Below are 19,183 nucleotides of genomic sequence, written 5' to 3' on the forward strand. Positions count from 1 at the left end.
TTGACCGGCTCGAAATGGTTAAGCGCTATTACTTAGCCCTAAGGTCAAAACAGAAAGGAGTACTGAGGTGCTCCTTTTTTATATTTAAAATAACAATAAATGGCATAACAATGGCCCTACACCAACCCATTAATTATGATCTGCAACGCATGGTGGTCTTTACCATCTTAGCCGGGGCGCTCATCTCTGCCCTGGGGATCTCTATCTCACTGTTTGCCCAATTTCAGCTTATTGGCATAGAGGCATTTAATCAGCGACCCGATTTTTTAGGTAACTACTCCGAGTCACCGCTGGCATACATCTTCAACATGGGGCTGATCTTGGCAGGTTCCTGCATCTTGCTCTCTATGTACGGCTTGCGACAACTCAAGCTGGGCCATTTTGGCAACTATATTGCCATCGCAGGCTTTGTGGTCGGTATCACCATCATCTTAATCGGTATCTACCCTATCAACTACCTGAAAGAACACAGGTTGTTTTCGACCATTTTCCTGTTAGCCACCATATTGCTCTACTTTCTGACAATCTCAGCTAGGGTTAATCATAAATCCCTGTGCTCAACCCCTCTCTTGCTAGTCAGCAGTTTGGGATTGCTGTCGGCAACGGGCTTGGCACTCATGCTCGACTGGGAGCAGCTCGACTTTGCTCCTTGCGTCCATAATGATAGTTCCCTATGCGTGGTCGCCTTTACCATGTGGGCACAAACCAATCTCGTGATGATCTGGTGTGTCACCCTGGCCCTGACGATCAAGCGACTGGCTCTGCACAGCTACCACGACAACCTGGCCAACCAATTATCGGCCCAGGGTTAATCAGCCCATGCGACTGGCCCAGTATCTCGCCTTAACAGGCCTCTGCTCTCGCCGCGCCGCCTCGCGCTTGATCCGCGATGGACGAGTCAGCATTGGCGGTGAGTTAGGCAACCACACCACCCAAGTTGAGGTGATCACAACCCCATCGGGCCAGCAAGCGTCACAGACAGTCTGTGTCGATGGTATTCCACAGGGAGCCATCGCCCCTAAACAATACTGGATGCTCAATAAAACGGTTGGCATAGATTGCCGCCTGCAAGCGCAAGATCCCAGCAGCTTGCTACATATACTGCCATCTCAGCCACGCCTCTATCCGGTAGGACGTCTAGATAAAGATTCTCGCGGATTACTGCTGCTGACTAATGATGGCGAATTAACCCAAAGCTTGATGCATCCAAGCTTTGCCCATAAGAAACGTTATCATGTCAGGTTAGATAGGCCCTTCGACAATCGTTTTCTTGAGCAGATGGCGGCTGGGGTCAGCTATAAGTCGGTCACCACACTTCCCTGCACCCTTAGTCGTCTGGCACCCGATAAGTTTGAGATCGTACTGACCCAAGGGCTTAATCGGCAGATTCGCCGTATGAGTCAGGCCCTTGGCTACCAAGTCGTTGATCTTAAGCGCGTAGCGATTGAGTCCTTAACCTTAGGCGACTTGCCTGAAGGCGAAATGAGGGAGTTGACCAAACAGGAAATTACCGCCCTGAAAGCAAGCCTCGAATAAGGTTTGAGCTTTATTGGCCCTGTAACCTAGGGGCGCAGATATATCTGCAAAGGCTATGGCATGACAGTGTTTGGTGTGAATAAGGAGTTAGAGTGCCAACTTATTGATGCCCCAATTTTCGTCGCCAACTAGATTAGCATTTAGCGACATGCTCATTTATTCAATGAGTTGAAGGTCGTACCTTCATGGCAACCTATCACCTACGGTGGGCCTATGTGCAGATACGCCTGTGAGACGCCGTAAATCCATATATGGACTTGCTGTGTGCCAAAAGAATGTTTGCACATAAGGGTCGCTCTTTTGCATCCCTGCAATCGCGACATTGGTGCATCCATGCACTGCACCTGCTGCCAAGCAATTGATTAACCATGAGGCTATGGTTTAAAGCTCCCATCCAAGTACCTAAGTCAGGTAGATACTTCAATAACAACTTACAGCTTCAATTAAACAATGGCCTCTCAAGGCAATCGCAAATCCAATACGTTCGGATATCAAATATGGCCAAATCGAAGAGAGATAATAACCCGGTGTAGATGCTGCTGAGGGTATCGAAAACAGGGATGTTTTCGTTAAGCGGTCAGGGATGACGTAAAGCGTCCCGAGGCAGTATCTGCACATAAGCGAGCCGCAGGCTATTAAATGCAATGAAGGTTCGACTTCAAACACTCCGACCCACTTCTACCAGACCAGAGGCAAAACTCCGAAAACTACCCTTTCGCCAACTTCAACTCCACCACATTCCCCTCTGGGTCATTGATATAGAGGGAGCGCCCAAACCCTTGGGCCCCATAACGTTTGGCAAACCCTTCGGTCGCTATGTCTTGCTCGGCGAGATAATCCAGTAGTGCCTGCTCCTCTATATCTTCGATGAGCAGACATATATGGTCGACATTACGGCCATCTTGCACCGGTGGGCCACCGCCGAGTTTGCCCAGCTTACTGTCGCAGGTGACGATATCGATCAATGCCTTACCCGCTCTTAATTGGGTTAGTCCCTCATCGGCCAATTGCCGCTCGATGGGACAGCCCAGCACTTGGGTGTAAAAGTGCAACATGGCGTCTAGTCGTGTGGTGCGAAATACTAAGTGATCTATGCCGCTAACCTGGATCATCATTATCCTCATTGCGCTCAATTTGTTGTAATTATAGCCAGATGCGCAGTAGAGATGACACTTACAGCAAATTTACGCCGCTAGTAGTATGTTCCCATCGGAAACTAGGGTAGTTTGAGGGTATCGCCGCTAATGGAGCCGAATCGATGAAACACGGGAAGCACGACGCACAACTGTTAAAACTGGCCCTGGAAATTGGCGTTGGCTACGCCAAGAAGCGTGGCTTTGCCGACTTTGAAAAGGGGATCTCCCCCAAAGATAAGGTAGAGTGCATCTACCGTCTGCTGGTGAAGGACAAATTGATCCAGCCCCTGGCACACGACAAGGAAGATGGCCCCAATATGAAGCACAAGTTGATTCTATGGATCAACCGCCAATTACCGGAAGATCACCCCTTAAAAGAGTAATCTCGCCAAGATGTTGGCTCGCTTGGATTTGATCTTTATCAAGCCAAGCCCCGATTCCCAGCAACCCGGCGCCAGATGGGCTATAGATCTAGCATCACCTGAGGCAAAAACCACAAGGAGTTACTGTGGCCGGGCCGGGACTATCGAGTCAACAAGCAGATGACCGACTCAGGCAATATGGACCCAATTGCCTGCCTAAACCTGCAAGACTCAGCTTCGTACACCTGTTTATCATCCAATTTAAGAGCGCCTTCATCTATGTGCTGCTCGCGGCCTTTATCGTCTGCCTGCTGCTCGGCCAACTATTAAACGCCATCTTTATCTTTGCCGTCTTAATGCTCAACGCCATCATAGGTACAGTACAGGAATACTCTGCACAGCAAGCCGCCGATGCGCTGAGTGAGATGGTCCCCTCCCAAAGCAAGGTGATACGCGATGGTCATCCCAAGATGGTCGACAGCCAGAGCCTGGTGCCCGGCGATTATGTCCTGCTCAGTAATGGCGATCGTATTGGCGCCGATATCAAAATCGAACAACATAACCAGTTTAAGGTGGATGAGTCGGCGCTCACCGGCGAGTCACTGGCGGTGGCTAAGACAGATCTGGCCTTTGCTGGCACCTTAGTCACCCATGGCCGCGCCGAAGGCGAAGTGGTTGCCACAGGTTCTCGCACCCAGATAGGTCAGATAGCCGACCTGGTGCACCAAGGGGGCAGTGCCAAACCCCCTTTGATGCAGCGCATCGAGCGCTTTACCCTAATCATCGCCATCGCCACCTTGCTGATCATCGCGCTTATCTTCGCCCTGACCTTGCTGCGAGGCGCAGATCTCTCCCACGTATTCCTGCTTGGGGTCGCACTAGCGGTATCCGCCATTCCCGAGGGACTGCCTGCCGCCATCACGGTCGCCCTAGCTATCGGCATGAAACGTATGTCTCAGGCCAATGTCATTGTGCGCAAGTTGGTGGCGGTAGAGTCCTTAGGTTCCTGCACCTATATCGCCTCAGATAAAACGGGCACCCTCACGGTCAACGAGATGACCATCAGCCAGATCAGCCTGCTTTCAGGCGAACGTTTTCACGTAGCAGGTACTGGGCTGTCCCCCTCAGGACTGGTGCACAAACATGGCCATGGCGTACCAGTATCACCCAGCCATGACCCCGAGCTGCACCGCTTGGCGCTCGCTGGCGTATTGGCTAACGAGGCTCACCTCTCTTTCGACGCGGATCAGGTTCATGCCGACGGTGACGGGGTAGATCTCGCCTTTCTTACCTTGGGCTATAAGCTCAATCTCGAGATGGATAAGGCCAAACAGGCGCCGCAAGAAAAGCTGTTTGCCTATGAGTCGGAAAACCAGTTCAGTGCCAGCATTAACCAGGTAGATGGTGCCTCGGTGATCTCGGTGAAGGGCGCGGTGGAAAAGCTGCTGACCATGTGTCAGCTAACCCCTGAGCAGGTTAAAGCAGTGCATGATGAAACCCACTGGCTGGCTCAGCATGGCTACCGGGTATTGGCTCTGGCCAGTGGCCAGGTGAGCGACCCGCACCAACCCCTGCAAGGGCTTGAGTTTCTAGGCTTAGTGGCCATGAGCGATCCCCTTCGCGAAGACGCCATCACCGCGGTCGCACAATGTCGGCAGGCGCAGATAAAAGTAGCCATGATCACCGGCGACCATCCGGTCACGGCACTCGCCTTGGCGCGTCAGCTCAAGCTGATCAAGGATCAAGATGGAGTGATCACTGGCGAGCAGCTAAGCCAGGCTCAGCAGCACAGTGTCACCGAGTTCGATAACCTGGTCGCAAATCACAGGGTATTTGCCCGGGTTCAGCCCAGGCAGAAGATGGAGATCACCGAGTCCTTGATTCGTCAGGGAGAATTTGTCGCCATGACAGGTGATGGGGTCAATGATGCACCAGCGCTGAAACACGCCCATGTGGGGATAGCAATGGGCCTCAAGGGTACAGATGTGGCCCGTGAGAGCGCCGATCTGGTGCTTACTGATGACAAGTTCAGTTCTATCGTCAAAGGGATCATCGAGGGGCGCATCGTCTACAACAATATCCGCAAGGTGATCTATCTGCTGATCAGTACCGGCGCCGCCGAACTGCTCCTGTTTATCTTAAGCGTGCTGTTTGCTCTGCCTATTCCCCTGTTCCCCTTGCAGATCCTCTGGCTCAATCTGGTCACCAATGGGGTACAAGATGTCGCGCTGGCCTTCGAGCCCGGCGAGGGGCATGAGATAGATCAGCCACCGCGCAAACCCAGTGAGCCTATCTTCGACCGCCTGATGCTGGAAAGGCTAATCGTGAGCGCGCTATGGATGGGGCTTGTGGCCTTCGCCCTCTTTTCACTGTTACTCAACATGGGCAGCAGCGAGGTCGAGGCTCGCAACCTCACCCTGATGTTGATGGTGCTGTTTGAGAATGTACATGCCCTCAATAGCCGCTCAGAGCGTAACTCACTGCTACGGATGCCAATGCTGAGCAATCCCCTGCTACTGTTTGGCATAGTGTTAGCGCAAGGGATACATATAGGTGCCAGTTATACGCCTGGACTCAGCCAGGCGCTGGGGATAAGCCCCATAGGGCTAGGACAGTGGCTGATACTGCTGAGCGCCGCATCGACGCTGCTGTTCATCGATGAATTTCACAAGCGTCTCTGGCGTCAGCAGCATAAGCTCAAACTTAGGCAGGCAGAAGCTGATCGTCAGCTGGAATGATCAGCACATTGCTGCGAATGCGGTTCAACATGGCCTCGGCGGTGTTACCGATAACCATGCCCATCAGGCCCTTACGCTGACGGGCACCCATCACCAGATAGGCCGCCTTAAGGCGACAGGAGAGTTCATAAAGACAGAGATCAGGGTCTCCTGCCAAGAAATGCACATGATCCTGATGCAGGCCAATATCGTCCAACTGCGCCTGATACCTGTGATAGGCCTCTTTGACCAAGGTGCGGGTATCGATCAGGTCCATGTCTCTTAAGATCTTGGGCACCCTGATGATGTAGGCAAGATGCAACTGACAGTCCATGGCCTCGGCCAGTTGGCGACCATGCTGAATGACACACTGGTTTAGCTTCTGCTTGATGGGGTTATCGCTACCCAGGTCCACCGCCATCAGCACGGTTTTTGCCCGCTGTAGCGGATTATCACACAGCAACATCAAGGGGATCCTAACATGGCGGATCAATTGCCAGTCCATCGGCAGGTAGTGTTCCTTGTTATGCACTGCCTTGACCATTAAATCGAAGCCATGACGAATGGAGTGATGACAGGCATGCTCAAACAGATCTTTAGTCCAGACACTATGCACCGCCACATCGTCTGCCTTAAGCGCCTTAAGCTTAGCGGCGATCTCATCGCTGCACTGACTCATCAACGCTACCTTGGCAGCGGCACCCAACCTGGGGTTATAGTGTTCCTTACCCGCGAAGGATTCATAGCTGTAGGCAAACACCTCAGCCTCCTTCTCAAGTCCCTTGGCCAAGGCGATCCCCTTTTCAATCGCATCAGCTTGTTCCTCGGCTTTCTGGGAAATAATAAATACCTTGTCCATGGCTACCTCCTGTCAGTGAGTCTTCATTTGAGCTTAGTCACACTGTACAGCTTGCGCCTTGATCTCGGTCATCAAAATGACCAAGATCACATTATCACCCTTTTCAGGGAGTCGAGCCTGCCATGGCCATAGATAACTTCGTCTTGTCCCTGTTTTTAATTCTGCTCTTCGGTCGCCTACTGGGCGAGGCCTTTAAGCGGCTGCAACTGCCCGCCGTCGTCGGCGAGATCACCGCCGGTATCCTTATCGGCCCCAGCTTACTGGGCTGGATTGCCCCCCACGAGACCCTGGCCGTTATGGCAGAACTCGGCGTGATCTTGCTGCTCTTCTCTATTGGCTGTGAAACCTCGGTCAAACGTCTCTTCCAAGCCGGTAGCAGCGCCGTCGGCGTCGCCCTATTGGGGATCGCCATACCGGCAATCGTTATCGGCTGGGTCAGTCTTACCTATCTGGAGCTTCCTGGCTTTACCGCCCTCTATCTGGGCTGTGCGCTCACCGCCACCAGTATAGGGGTATCGATGCGGGTGATGGCTCAAGCAAAGCGCTCCCAGAGCCGGGAAGGTCATATCATTTTGGGTGCAGCGGTGATCGATGACATTGCTGGTGTGATATTGCTCAGCCTGCTGTTTAATTTCGCCAGTTCAGGCGAGGTGGGACTTATCCCTAGCGGCTTGCTAATCCTCAAAATCGGCGCCTTTCTGTTTCTGGCTCCCCCCTTGGCACGCTTACTCCTGTATCTGTTTCGAGCCATAAAACCGAGAGAGGAGGAAACTGGCTATGAGGCAATCATCACCATGATCCTCATCTGTCTGTTTGCCTGGCTGGCACATGCCCTGCACGCCCCTGCACTACTCGGCGGCTTCGTGGTCGGCCTGGCACTGAGTCGGCAGTTTATCTCACCACTTAATCGCTACCTAAAAAACCCCTTCTCCTTCACCCACGAGATGGAGGTCGAATCTAAACCCTTAGTGGATATCTTCGCGCCGATTTTCTTCGTCTACGTGGGGATCAGCTTAGATCTCAGTCAGATAGACCTAGGCTGGTCAGGAATGTTAACCCTGCTGATGTTGTCACTACTGGCAATAGCGACCAAGGCTATGGCAGGGTTCAATGTACCCGGCTCGCTGCGCAGCAAGGCGATTGTCGGCAGTGCCATGGTTCCCAGAGGCGAGGTAGGTCTAGTGTTTGCCGAGATGGGGCTACAGATGGGGGTCATCTCCCCTAAGCTATTCACCGAGCTGGTGCTAATTATCGCCATCACCACTCTGGCCGGCCCGCTACTACTCAAGTGGGCACTGGCAAGTGACAGCAAGTAATCTAAATTACAGGCAAAAAAATACCCGCCATCAGGCGGGTATTGAGATTCAATCAGGCTAGTTAGACAGGAGAGACCACGAAGAGTAGTTCACCCTGCGAAACCTGCTGACCATTGCTGTTCAGGATACGCTCGATGCGATACTGCTTGTCCTCTGGGTAGAGCACGGCGCCTTGGCGGTTGAAGCCAGCCAGTGTCACCTGAGAGAACATCTTCATCGCTTCGGTCAGTGCCAGTGTCTGATCCACAGTCACTATGTCACCTTCCTTCACGAAGTCAGCTTCACCAGGCGCTGGTGAGGTATAGAAGATACCCGCACCTTGAGCCAGTACCTTAAGCTCGTTACTCTCGCCCACACGCAGCGACTCGGTATCCACGCCCACAGTCTCGGCGGCGGCTTCCATCTCGGCGATCAGCGCAGGAATATCCAGCTCAGCCATAAAGCGTGGCAGATAGTTAGTGTCGTACACGCCTTCGTTAAAGGTGCCATCTTTCAGGATACGAGTTAACAATGGAATGTTAGTCGCAATACCTTTGATCACTACCTGATTGGCCAGGTAATCATGCAGCTTGTTGATCACATCTTCACGGCTTTCACCACGGCAGATGATCTGTGCGATCAGGCTATCGTAGTATGGTGAAACCTCTTTGCCTTCACCGGCAATCGAGATGATCTCGATATCGTCACGCTCTGGGATCACACACTCAGTGATAACGCCAGGATGCGGTAGCAACTGCAGTACACCATTGCTATCCAGCGCGGCCTTCTCCGCGGTTACACGTACTTCGATGGCATAGCCAATCTCTTGTGGCTCGAGATGTTCGATAGAGCGGCCAGCGGCGATGTCGAAGCCTGCGCTCACGATATCGATACCTGAGGTCGCCTCGGTCACAGGGTGCTCAACCTGTAGACGTGTGTTCATCTCCATGAAGTAGACTTCGTTGGCATCCAGGTTGTAGATGAACTCTACGGTACCTGCACCCATGTAGTCAGTGGCGTCACCGAGGGCGCGGGTGTATTCCATCACCTTCTGCTTCAGCTCTTCAGGCAGCATGGTTGAGCCAGACTCTTCGATCACCTTCTGGTTGTTACGCTGTACCGAACAGTCACGCAGACCCAGTACCTTAGTATTACCAAACTTGTCACGCAGCAACTGGACTTCGATATGACGCAGTGAGGTCACATACTTCTCTAGGTAGAGGTCACCGTTACCAAAGGCCGCAGCCGCTTCGGTAGAGGTCTTCTGGAACAGAGAGATCATATCTTCTGGACGCTGAACGACCTGGATCCCCTTACCGCCGCCACCTTGTACCGCTTTAAGCAGCACTGGGTAGCCGATTTCGTTGGCCACGTTCACCGCCTGCTCGGCGTTAGTCAGAATACCGTGGCTACCTGGTACCACAGGTACATTTTGTGCCTGCGACGTCTTAATCGCATTCGACTTGTTACCCATGGTGGTCATGCTGTGTACGCTAGGACCAACGAAGTTAACGCCGTTATTCACACACAAAGCCGCAAACTGCGGGCTTTCCGACAGGAAGCCGATACCTGGGTGCAGCGCGTCGACCTGCTCATATTCGGCGACCTTCAATACCGAGTAGGCGTTGAGGTAACTCTCGTCTGAGGTGTTACCACCGATACAGACCAGCTTGTCGTTTTCGTTCAGCATGTCGGCCGGTACTGAGGTCATGTCAGGATCTGACGCTACCAGTACCACCTTGATGTTATTGTCGTGAGCCTTGCGGATCAGTTTCACCGCAGTACAACCACGAGCGTGTACCAGTACCTTGTCAATCGGCTTCATCAGCTGACGCGGATCGTCCTGTACCAGCTCTTCCTCTGTGATCAACATCTCTGGCACTAGGGTCGAAATGGCGTTACCAATCACATCAACAACCTTAGCCGTTGGCTTAGGCATCAGCGGATCGATACTGCTTAGCTGATCGTCGATAGTGTCGCTAAATGGGTTGGTGACCAGGGCGTTCATGGCGCCAGGTACCTTAGACAGATAGTTCGACAGGGTAGAAGTAGACGGCAGATACGCAGGGACAACCATCTGACCCGCGAACGGCATGTTGGTACCAGAGAAATAGTAAGTCTGTACTAACGGGTGAGTCACGAAGCTTGCCTGTGCACCACCAGTACAGTCACCGAAACCAAACATCAATACCGGCAATTCGTTATCACGAACGAAACGGGTAATACGATCGTTTACTACCGCCATAGAGAAGAGCGCCGCAGCACCTTCTTTGGTCTGCATACCACCTGAGCTGATAAAGCAGATCACAGGCAGCTTACGCTTAGCACACTCGATTAGCAGCGCAGAGAACTTCTCGGCAGAGGCCATATCGAAGGCACCGGCCTGGAAGGCAGTGTTAGACACTGCCACACCGACGCGCATGGTTTGTCCCTGATACTCGAAATCAGCAGTACCAGTGATCAGGCCGCAAGGACGGATACCCTTGTCTAGCGCGTCTTCGATAGAGAGACGGAAGCCAGGGAAGTTCAGCAGGTTAGCCGACATCTTGTCGCCGTTTAGCTCTTCAAACTCGCTAAAGAACTTGGCAATCACATTTTCCCAGCTCATCTTACCGGCGCGTTTCTCGTCACGCAGTACCTTCTGGATCAGCAGATCCTGATAACCCATGGTCAAACGGTTCCAGAAGTCTTTACGACGACCGATACGAACCGGGTTGATGGCACCCGTGTACTCACTGCTCTCCTCTTCGCTAGCGAAGTATTCAGGCAGCAGACGCTCAAAGAAGTAAGTCAGGATAACGAACAGAGAGTCGTTAAGCTGAGGGAAACCAACACTCTTCCACTGCTCGGTTTTGGTGAGCAGATCGGCGCGGTTAGACTGAGACATGAAGTACTTCAGCCACTTATAGAACTTGTTCTTATCGTTGGCGGTATCTTGCTTAGAGATAGCGCGGTCGATTGAGTCATGCAGCAGGCTGTCAACTGAGGCGCGTGACAGGCTCTTAGACATCATGGCTTCTTTCGCGATAGAGGCAAGGTTGCCCACAACGTTGTCGTATAGCGCGTTGAAGATCAAGATGTTATAGCATTGCCAGATGAAGTCCTCGCGCAGCTCTTCGTGCACGATCACATCCAGTACCGTCAGCTGGTTCAGCTCAGGCCAATCTGCCTGAGTGACTTCGTCTGGGAGACTCTCAAGATAGTGGATCAGCCCCTTGAAGTTGTTCTCGGCGTTGCTCTTCCATCTGTGGTACAGCGACCAACCGATGTTGAACAACAGCGCCTTACGGGCCTTCTTATAGTTCTGCTTCGGCTCACCTAAGATGAGGCGAGTCAGCATGTTACGCTCGGTAGAAACTTCGTCACGCTTGGCGGTAAAGTTGCTCCACAGCTTGTTAAGTTCTTCGTCGTATACCAGCTTATCAGGGCTAGATAACCAAGACTGGAATACCTTGTCCTGCTCTTGCTGAATACGCGCCAGCAGATCACCTTCAGGCACACTCACCTTAGACAGGCGACCATACTGATCCTGTGAGATCGAATGGATACGGCTACGCAGCGTAAGGTAACGCAGGTAACGGTATGAGCTACCAAACAGGTTAAGGTGCATAGTTGGGTTGTTAGCCACCGACAGCTCAGCGTGATGCTCAAGCGCTTCCAGGTTCTTAGAAGGATGGAGGAAACGGTTCAGACTGCGATCGTAATGTTCGCGCAGATCCTTAGATTCGCGAACAAATTGCACCGCCGCATGCTCAACGGCCTCGATGCTGCTGATAATGGCGCGGCGCAGGTTGTGCTGGCGCTCATCTTTATCAGATGGTGAGAAATCGATAATGCCATCGATACAACCTGAGGTGTATAGCTCTTCTGGTGACACACCTACCGACTTAGCACATTCCTGCCAAGAGAGGTTGTACTTACGCGCGATGCTTTGCAGACCCTGTGGCTGAATGGTGTTGAAAATACCGTCACGTAGCGACAACAGGATGTTAGCAGCGGCCAATGGGATCGCACCGCCAGAATAACCGGCGCCGATAACGATACCGACTGTCGGTACGTCAACGTTAGCACTCTCGGCAATCGCCTTAGAGATAGAATGCGCCTGGTTTTGGCTGTTGGCTATCTCACCCGCATCGGCACCCGGTGTGTCGATGAGGTAAACGATAGGCATAGAAAGTTCGGCAAAATGACGAATGGCCGTGCAGGCCGCCAGGTGATGCTCTGGCATCCAGGCACCGTTACTTGTGGTGCGCTCTTGGGCGATAAAACCGATGCGGCGAGTACGAGATCCAAAGTTCAGTTCAATCTCGGCACTATAGAAAGGCCCCATATGTTTTTCGACAATTAACTTGCCTTTAAGATCCGCAATCACGCGCTTAGCGCCTGGGCGGCCCTTATCTAAGGTAGGCTGAATGACTTTGGCCACATAGCCATCAACATCCAATTGCTCTAACTCTTTTAAGTTAGCTTGAATATCGTCGTCGCTAAGCAGACCTTTTATCTGCTGTGAAAGACTTTGCTTACTGTGCTTAGGAAACAGCGAAAAATCCTGAGCCAAATGTTCGGCTTGAAGAAAAAGCGGATCGGCTGTTTGAACCTGAGTCGTGTTTGTGGGCTGATTGTTGCTGGTCATCAATAGATCCTCTGCTTTAGCCTCTAAAATTTTTAGCCAATAAATATAGCTTTGTTATAGGGTCAAATGCTATTAAACTGGCTTAGACGCTTTGTTCCATATTTGAGACAGTGATAAATAATGCCAGATTTAAACGGTATGATGCTCTTTGCTGCCGTCGTTCGCGCCAAGGGGTTCTCCCAGGCAGCTCGTAATACGGGCATGCCAAAATCAACCATAAGTCGTAAGGTGGCTCAGCTCGAAGAGCAGCTCGGTGTGCGCCTGTTACAGCGTGACACCCGTAATCTTAGCCTGACTCAGGTTGGTGCGCTTTTTTATCAGCACTGCAGTAGTATTAGCGATGAAATCGAGGCTGCCAAGGCAACCATTGAAAATACTCACAACGACGTCTCAGGTTCACTGCGTATCGCCATTCCGGTTTCCTTCAGCCAGGAGCTGATAGCTAACCTCTGTAGCAGCTTTATGCGCCTCTATCCCAACGTGGACCTCGACGTCCAGTTTACCGATAACGATGTGGGCTTGGTCGGTGAAGGTTATGATATCGCCATCAAGTATGGCCCGCTGCAATCCTCTGATCTGGTCGCCCGTCTACTACTGGAGCGCCAACCTATATTGGTGGCTAGCCCTGGCTACTTAAAGGCCAACGGCACCCCTGCAACGCCTCAGGAGTTAAGTGAACACAGCGGTATCTTGCTGGGAACCTCGCGCTCTGCGCCCATCTGGCCCTTGGGCAAGGGGGATCGCAAAACCATGGTCAACTTTAAACGTAAGGTTAGGGTGAACAGCGCCATCATGGTAAAACAACTGGTATTGGACGATTTTGGTATCGCCATGTTGTCCAACTCTGTGTGTAAGAATGAGCTGGCAGGTGGTAGCCTGGTACCACTGCTGCAGGAGTGGCCGATAGAACCCTTTAAGGTCTATGGTGTGTATTCCAGTCGCCGCCAACTGGCCACCAACATCAGCGTCTTTTTAGACTTCTTCACCAAACGTTTCAGCAGCCATGAATCACTGCAATCTATGATGATGTAAGTTTTAGTATCGGAAGGTGATAGTGCTGATAAGGCAGGGAAGCTTACCGCCTTACCACCTTTAAGCCATTAAGCCCCTCACATCCAGCCCTTAGCCTTAAGAAGCTGCTTCACCACCTGCTTGCGTAATGCCAGATCTTTATCTGTGGTGATATCCATATTCATGGCGAAGAAATAAGTGTTCTCCTCTCGCTCCAACCAGCCAACCCACCAGCCAAGTTTCTGGGCATTACGCACGCCATAGCCCGTCTTGGCTCTTAGCACCCAATCGCCGTTGGCCTCGTTGAGCATCATGGTCTTAACGATACGCTGACTGCGCTCGGAGACTGGCAGTTGATTGTGATAGAGGCGCCTTAAGAACTGCACCTGCTGTTGCGCGCTGATAGCCAGCTCACCATCGAGCCAGAAGCTATCGAGTCCGCCGCCAACATTGGCGTTGCCATAATTGAGCTTAGCCAATCCCTGAGCCATACGTTTATCACCCAGCTGCAAAGCCAGTTTCTGATAGATGGGCACCACGGAATACTTCATCGCATCAATAAAGGAATGGTCACGGTTCCAAGGGGTATAAGCACGCTTAACCCCATCCCAGGCAAACCGGCTATGCTCATCTTTTACTATCCCCGCCTCAAGCAGCAACAGACTATGGGGTATCTTAAAGGTGGAGGCGGGAATATAGGCATGCTGGCTTCGGGCAAGGTCGTTGGTCAGCACTCTGCCCTGTTTATCGTCCAGCAGTACCATGACGCCTTTCGTCCCCAAGGCGTCGAAGGCTGACTGTATCTCTTGGTCCACCTTTATATCTTCAGCCCCCATTTTCGACTCAGATATCATCCCAGGCTCTGCCGCCACTGCGATGCCACCCCAGATAAAAAAGGCTAAACTAAGCCACCGTAGAGACTTCCTTGTTGCAGCTAATGTCATCGACACTTCCCCCAAATAATCGCCACTGCATCACCTGATGCTTCATTAAATGCTATAAGCAAGTCTAACAACTCCTGCTACCGCCATGAGGGCAAACTCATGGCGATTTGTGTCAAGAATCTGGCATTTTATCAAGCCATCTCAAGTCTTTATTTGCGACCTGATGTCGTGCATACTCAGTTGTTGACTATAATAAATTCAAATTGATAACCGCCCTGAGCCATCATTGCCCAATATGCTCCACCACGAGTGTTAAGGGTGAGAGGTTTTTGCAAAGGAACCATGTCATGCGTAAAACAGCCATAGCCCTGGCGATGACCAGCTTACTGAGTAGCAGCGCCTTCGCCAGCCTGGATCTTGAGGAGCTACGCCTGCCCAAGGCAACACAGGCCATACCCGATGTCGTCAATCGCTATCAAGCCCTGGTCGATAACTTAGATGAAAAGTATCGCCAGCAAAAAGATGAACTCATCATGACAAAGATGGTGGCCCATCAAGGCGAACGTCTCTGGCAACAAGCGGTCAGAGATGTGCAATCTGGCGGTCAGGATGACAGGCCCCTTTATTGGAGCCGACTGGCGATGAAGAAGACCCTTAAAAAGTCAAAGCCCGCCTATAATATGGCCGACTGGCAACGCAGCATATTGCTCAAGGCCGTTGAAAAGTCCTCTCGAGGTTTTAGCGACATTCATTTCGATGACGACAGCCAGATCCGCATTCTGCTGACCGGCTTCGATCCCTTCTTCCTCGATCGCAACATAGATCAGAGCAACCCCTCGGGATTAACGGCTCTGGCATTAGACGGCTACAAATTCACTGTCGATGGCAGAAAAGCTCAAATTGAAACCGTGATGATCCCGGTTCGCTTCGCCGACTTCGACCAAGGGATCATCGAATCCCTGCTGACTCCGGTTTATCGAGAAAAGAGCGTCAACGCCATCTTCACCGTCAGTATGGGACGAGACGACTTCGATCTGGAACGTTTCCCAGGCCGTAACCGCAGCGCCGCAGCGCCCGATAACCTCAATGTGCTCACTGGTGCCTCAGCCCAGTCGCCAAAGGCACCTATGTTTGATGGTAAGCCCCTCTATGGTCCTGAATTCGTTGAATTCTCGCTGCCGGTTGATGCAATGCAGTCGGTCAAGGGCAGATGGAAGATCAATGACAACCACACAGTCACCACCCTATCACGGGGTGAGTTTGACGCCAGCTCACTGGCCGAGTTGCAAAATGCCACCTCGGTCAATGGTTCGGGCGGTGGCTACCTCTCGAATGAGATCTCCTATCGCGCCGTACTGCTCGGCCAACGTTTTAACAGCCCTATTAAGGTCGGTCATATTCACACCCCAAAGGTGAAAGCCTATGAGGCAGATACTGAGATGGCGATAGTGGAACAGGTCAAGGAGATGGTCAAAGCCGCTGCGACGCGGCTATAATGGCAAGCCTTAAAGACGCCCGCTAACCCGGCGGGCGCCAATAACCTTGACCCGAGTATGTTTCGACCACTTCAATCCCTGTTTGCCCAACCCCGCCATAAAAAGACTGTCTCCCAAGATGCGCTGAATAGCGATCAACAGGCGATAGTTGAGACGGTAGAAGATTGTTACCTGCAGGCTGAAACACAACTTGGCCGCAGCTTTCCCCGCCCAGAGATCAACTTTAAACTCAGAGGCAAGAGCGCCGGCACTGCCCATCTGCAGATCAACAAACTCAGGTTTAACCCTGTCTTACTCGCGGAAAACCCTCAGGTCTTTATCCAACAGGTCGTGCCCCATGAGATCTGCCACCTGCTCGCCTATCAGCTCTATGGTCGGGTAAAGCCTCACGGCAAGGAGTGGCAGGCATTGATGGTCAAACTTTATGGCCTTTCCCCCAGTACCACCCACAGCTTGAATACCGACTCGGTCGCGGGTAAAACCTACAATTACCGTTGCCAGTGCGGCGTAGTGCCACTTTCCATTCGGCGACACAATAAGGTACAGCGCCAGCAGACCCAATATCGCTGTCGCCGCTGTCACGAAACGCTCAGCCGAGTGCAGGGCGAGTCATAATGAATCCAGCTTAACTTGCCTGATCTGAGTCGATTCCCGTAGAATCGGCATCGATATCGGTGCAGGCACCGAATAGCATCGTCGCCACCAAGCCAGCCAACCATAGAGCCAGGCAGAGATAGGCGGCGAACGTTTATGCTTTATTTAGGGAATTAATGTGCTTACTACCTCTTTTGGTGTGAGGCCGCTTCTGCGTGGCGTTTTAGCGCTGCTGGCGCTCGGCCTTTCTACAGGCGCCCTCGCCTCTCACCCCAGTAGCTTTAACCAGGCCAAACAGGTCGCCCGCAACATCTACAGCCAAGAGCTACCAGCCAAGAGCTTCTATTGCGGCTGTGATATACAAATATCTGGTAAGCTTTGGCAACCCAATTTTCAGGGCTGCGGCTATCAGGTACGTAAACAGGAGAAGCGCGCCAGTCGTATCGAATGGGAACATATCGTCCCGGCTTGGGAGTTTGGTCATCAGCGCCAATGCTGGCAACAAGGTGGCCGTAAAAACTGCGGCAGGACAGATAAACAGTTTAAAAAGATGGAGAGCGACCTGCATAACCTGGTGCCCGCCATCGGCGAAGTCAACGGCGATCGCAGCAACTACCGCTTCAGTCAATGGAATGCTAAGCCGCAGCAATATGGTCAATGCGCCATGGTGGTAGATTTCAAAGGCAGAAAGGTGGAGCCCCCCAGCCATACCCGTGGGCAGATAGCACGCACCTATCTCTATATGCAGCAGGCCTATGACCTTAAGATCGCCAAAAGTCAGTTAAAACTATTTCAGGCATGGGATAAAAGCTATCCAGTTGATACTATTGAATGCCGAAGAGACCAGGCCATCGCGGCCAAGCAGGGTAATCACAACCCCTTTGTCCAGGCCCAGTGCCAAAAACTGACAGATACCCAAAGTATCGCGGAGTAGAGCATGAGAATTCCAAGGATCTATCAGCCAGGTGACTATGATTGCCAGCAACCCCTGATGCTGGACGATGAAGCTGCCGGCCACGTCGGCCGTGTGCTGCGCATGGGCGAAGGCGAGCAGCTCGAACTCTTTAATGGCGACGGCCACAACTATTTGACCGAGATCGTCGCTGCCAGCAAGAAAAACGTCGAAGTGCGGGTCCTCTCAAAGGCGATTAACGACAATGAGTCTCCCCTAAACTTGCATCTGGGTCAGGTGATCTCTCGCGGCGATCGCATGGACTTTACTCTGCAGAAATCGGTAGAACTGGGGGTCAATACCATTACCCCGCTGTTCTCTGAGCGCTGCGGCGTGAAGCTAACCGGCGAGCGACTGGAAAAGAAGATCCAGCAGTGGCAGAAGATAGTGATCAGTGCCTGCGAACAATCGGGACGTAGCACAGTGCCTCAGGTCAGGCCCGCCATGCATTTGGCCGATTGGTGTGCAGAGCCGACCCAGGCGCTAAAGCTGAATCTGCATCCCAGAGCGGCCCATGGCATCCAGGGCTTGTCGATGGAAACAGACAGGGTACGCCTGTTGATCGGCCCAGAAGGCGGCTTGTCGCCACAGGAGATCGCGATGACAGAAAACTTTGCCTTTACCGATGTCTTGCTTGGACCGCGTGTACTGCGCACCGAGACTGCGGCCTTAACGGCGATAAGCGCACTACAACTGAAATTTGGCGATCTGGGCTAAAGGCCCGGCTCCCTTCGTATTAACCATAAGGAAAGATGAGATGATTAAGCTTGGCATAGTGATGGATCCCATCAGCGACATCAACATCAAGAAAGACTCCAGCTTCGCCATGCTGATGGCGGCGCAGTCGCGGGGCTACGAACTTTACTATATGGAGATGCAAGATCTGGCCATGGTAAACGGTGTGGCCATGGGCAATATGCGTCGACTCAGCGTGCAACAAGATCCCCAAAGCTGGTATCAACTCGAAGAGGCCGTGGATACACCACTGGCCGAACTTGATGTGATCTTGATGCGTAAAGACCCGCCATTCGATACCGAATTCGTTTACGCCACCTATATGCTGGAACGTGCCGAAGAGCAAGGCACGCTGATCGTCAACAAGCCCCAAAGCCTGCGTGACGCCAACGAAAAGCTGTTTACCGCCTGGTTCAGTGAATTTACCCCTGACACTCTGGTGACCCGCGATGCCCAGCGCATTCGCGCTTTCTATCAAGAAAAAGGCGACATCATCTTAAAACCCTTAGATGGCATGGGCGGCAGCTCTATCTTTAGAGTCAAGCCGCAAGATCCTAACCTTGGGGTGATCATCGAAACTCTCACCAATCATGGCCAGCAATATGCTATGGCCCAAGCCTTTATTCCCGACATCACTGCCGGCGACAAGCGTATTCTGGTGGTCGATGGCGTACCTGTGCCATACAGCCTGGCGCGCATCCCACAAAAAGGGGAAACACGGGGCAACCTGGCCGCCGGCGGTCGTGGTGTGGCTCAGCCATTGTCTGACAGTGACTGGGCCATTGCCAACGCTATAGGCCCAGAGCTGAAAAAGCGCGGACTGATCTTCGTCGGCCTTGATGTGATAGGCGACAAGCTCACAGAGATCAACGTGACCAGCCCGACCTGTATCAAAGAGATCGAGGCCGCCTTCGATGTGGATATCACCGGCATGTTGATGGATGCCATCGAAGCGCGTGTCGCCCGTTAAACT

Annotated in this window: 15 protein-coding genes; 11 read left to right on the forward strand and 4 right to left on the reverse strand. The window is 52.3% G+C overall.

The annotated features are described in order from the left end of the window. Positions 1-110: 110 nt before the first annotated feature. Both CFF01_RS15910 and CFF01_RS15915 read left to right on the forward strand, forming a co-directional pair. Positions 111-812 (forward strand): DUF998 domain-containing protein, encoded by a 702-nt coding sequence (locus CFF01_RS15910; RefSeq protein ID WP_088905452.1) that lies wholly within the window; start codon positions 111-113, stop codon positions 810-812. 7 nt (positions 813-819) lie between these two features. Next, on the forward strand, positions 820-1,536 hold the full coding sequence (locus CFF01_RS15915; RefSeq protein ID WP_088905453.1) for a 23S rRNA pseudouridine(2604) synthase RluF: 717 nt from the start codon (positions 820-822) through the stop codon (positions 1,534-1,536). Positions 1,537-2,243: 707 nt separating this feature from the next. Here CFF01_RS15915 and CFF01_RS15920 read toward each other — a convergent pair. Then, positions 2,244-2,651 carry a VOC family protein gene (locus CFF01_RS15920; protein ID WP_332459610.1) on the reverse strand — a complete coding sequence of 136 codons (408 nt, stop codon included), beginning with the start codon at positions 2,649-2,651 and terminating at the stop codon, positions 2,244-2,246. Between the two features lie 143 nt (positions 2,652-2,794). On the opposite strand from CFF01_RS15920, the gene CFF01_RS15925 reads away from it, so the two are divergent. Together CFF01_RS15925 and CFF01_RS15930 are read left to right on the forward strand one after the other, a co-directional pair. Then, positions 2,795-3,055: a DUF5062 family protein gene (locus CFF01_RS15925; protein ID WP_033537811.1), complete on the forward strand. Its 261-nt coding sequence runs from the start codon at positions 2,795-2,797 to the stop codon at positions 3,053-3,055. Between the two features lie 125 nt (positions 3,056-3,180). Next, positions 3,181-5,772 (forward strand): cation-translocating P-type ATPase, encoded by a 2,592-nt coding sequence (locus CFF01_RS15930; RefSeq protein WP_088905454.1) that lies wholly within the window; start codon positions 3,181-3,183, stop codon positions 5,770-5,772. Here the strand turns inward: CFF01_RS15930 and CFF01_RS15935 are convergent. Further along, positions 5,738-6,610, reverse strand: a complete 873-nt coding sequence (locus tag CFF01_RS15935; protein ID WP_088905455.1) for a universal stress protein — start codon at positions 6,608-6,610, stop codon at positions 5,738-5,740. The genes CFF01_RS15930 and CFF01_RS15935 overlap by 35 nt on opposite strands. A 122-nt stretch (positions 6,611-6,732) precedes the next feature. On the opposite strand from CFF01_RS15935, the gene CFF01_RS15940 reads away from it, so the two are divergent. Further along, a complete protein-coding gene (locus CFF01_RS15940) occupies positions 6,733-7,926 on the forward strand; it encodes a cation:proton antiporter (protein ID WP_088905456.1) in 1,194 nt (397 codons plus the stop codon). Positions 7,927-7,987: 61 nt separating this feature from the next. Here the strand turns inward: CFF01_RS15940 and CFF01_RS15945 are convergent, their stop codons facing one another. Further along, entirely contained in the window at positions 7,988-12,538 is a 4,551-nt protein-coding gene (locus CFF01_RS15945; RefSeq protein WP_088905457.1) for an ATP-binding protein, read from the reverse strand. 120 nt (positions 12,539-12,658) lie between these two features. On the opposite strand from CFF01_RS15945, the gene CFF01_RS15950 reads away from it, so the two are divergent. Next, positions 12,659-13,570 carry a LysR family transcriptional regulator gene (locus CFF01_RS15950; protein WP_088905458.1) on the forward strand — a complete coding sequence of 304 codons (912 nt, stop codon included), beginning with the start codon at positions 12,659-12,661 and terminating at the stop codon, positions 13,568-13,570. A 77-nt stretch (positions 13,571-13,647) separates the two neighbouring features. Here CFF01_RS15950 and blaOXA read toward each other — a convergent pair whose 3' ends face one another. Then, positions 13,648-14,364, reverse strand: a complete 717-nt coding sequence (blaOXA, locus tag CFF01_RS15955) for a class D beta-lactamase (RefSeq protein WP_232479458.1) — start codon at positions 14,362-14,364, stop codon at positions 13,648-13,650. A gap of 416 nt (positions 14,365-14,780) precedes the next feature. On the opposite strand from blaOXA, the gene CFF01_RS15960 reads away from it, so the two are divergent. The 5 genes from CFF01_RS15960 to gshB all read left to right on the forward strand — a co-directional run bounded on the left by CFF01_RS15960 (position 14,781) and on the right by gshB (position 19,180). After that, positions 14,781-15,929, forward strand: coding sequence for a C15 family peptidase (locus tag CFF01_RS15960; RefSeq protein ID WP_033537805.1), 1,149 nt, complete (start codon positions 14,781-14,783; stop codon positions 15,927-15,929). A 57-nt stretch (positions 15,930-15,986) separates the two neighbouring features. Beyond that, the gene (locus tag CFF01_RS15965) at positions 15,987-16,544 is read left to right on the forward strand and encodes a SprT family zinc-dependent metalloprotease (RefSeq protein WP_088905459.1); all 558 of its coding nucleotides are present in this window, start codon (positions 15,987-15,989) and stop codon (positions 16,542-16,544) included. A 151-nt stretch (positions 16,545-16,695) separates the two neighbouring features. Further along, positions 16,696-17,457, forward strand: a complete 762-nt coding sequence (locus CFF01_RS15970; RefSeq protein ID WP_408640520.1) for an endonuclease — start codon at positions 16,696-16,698, stop codon at positions 17,455-17,457. A 3-nt stretch (positions 17,458-17,460) separates the two neighbouring features. After that, positions 17,461-18,192 carry a 16S rRNA (uracil(1498)-N(3))-methyltransferase gene (gene rsmE, locus CFF01_RS15975; protein ID WP_088905461.1) on the forward strand — a complete coding sequence of 244 codons (732 nt, stop codon included), beginning with the start codon at positions 17,461-17,463 and terminating at the stop codon, positions 18,190-18,192. Between the two features lie 40 nt (positions 18,193-18,232). Next, entirely contained in the window at positions 18,233-19,180 is a 948-nt protein-coding gene (gshB, locus tag CFF01_RS15980) for a glutathione synthase (RefSeq protein WP_088905462.1), read from the forward strand. Positions 19,181-19,183: the final 3 nt, after the last annotated feature.

The sequence above is a fragment of the Shewanella marisflavi genome (genome assembly GCF_002215585.1).
Classification (GTDB): domain Bacteria; phylum Pseudomonadota; class Gammaproteobacteria; order Enterobacterales; family Shewanellaceae; genus Shewanella; species Shewanella marisflavi.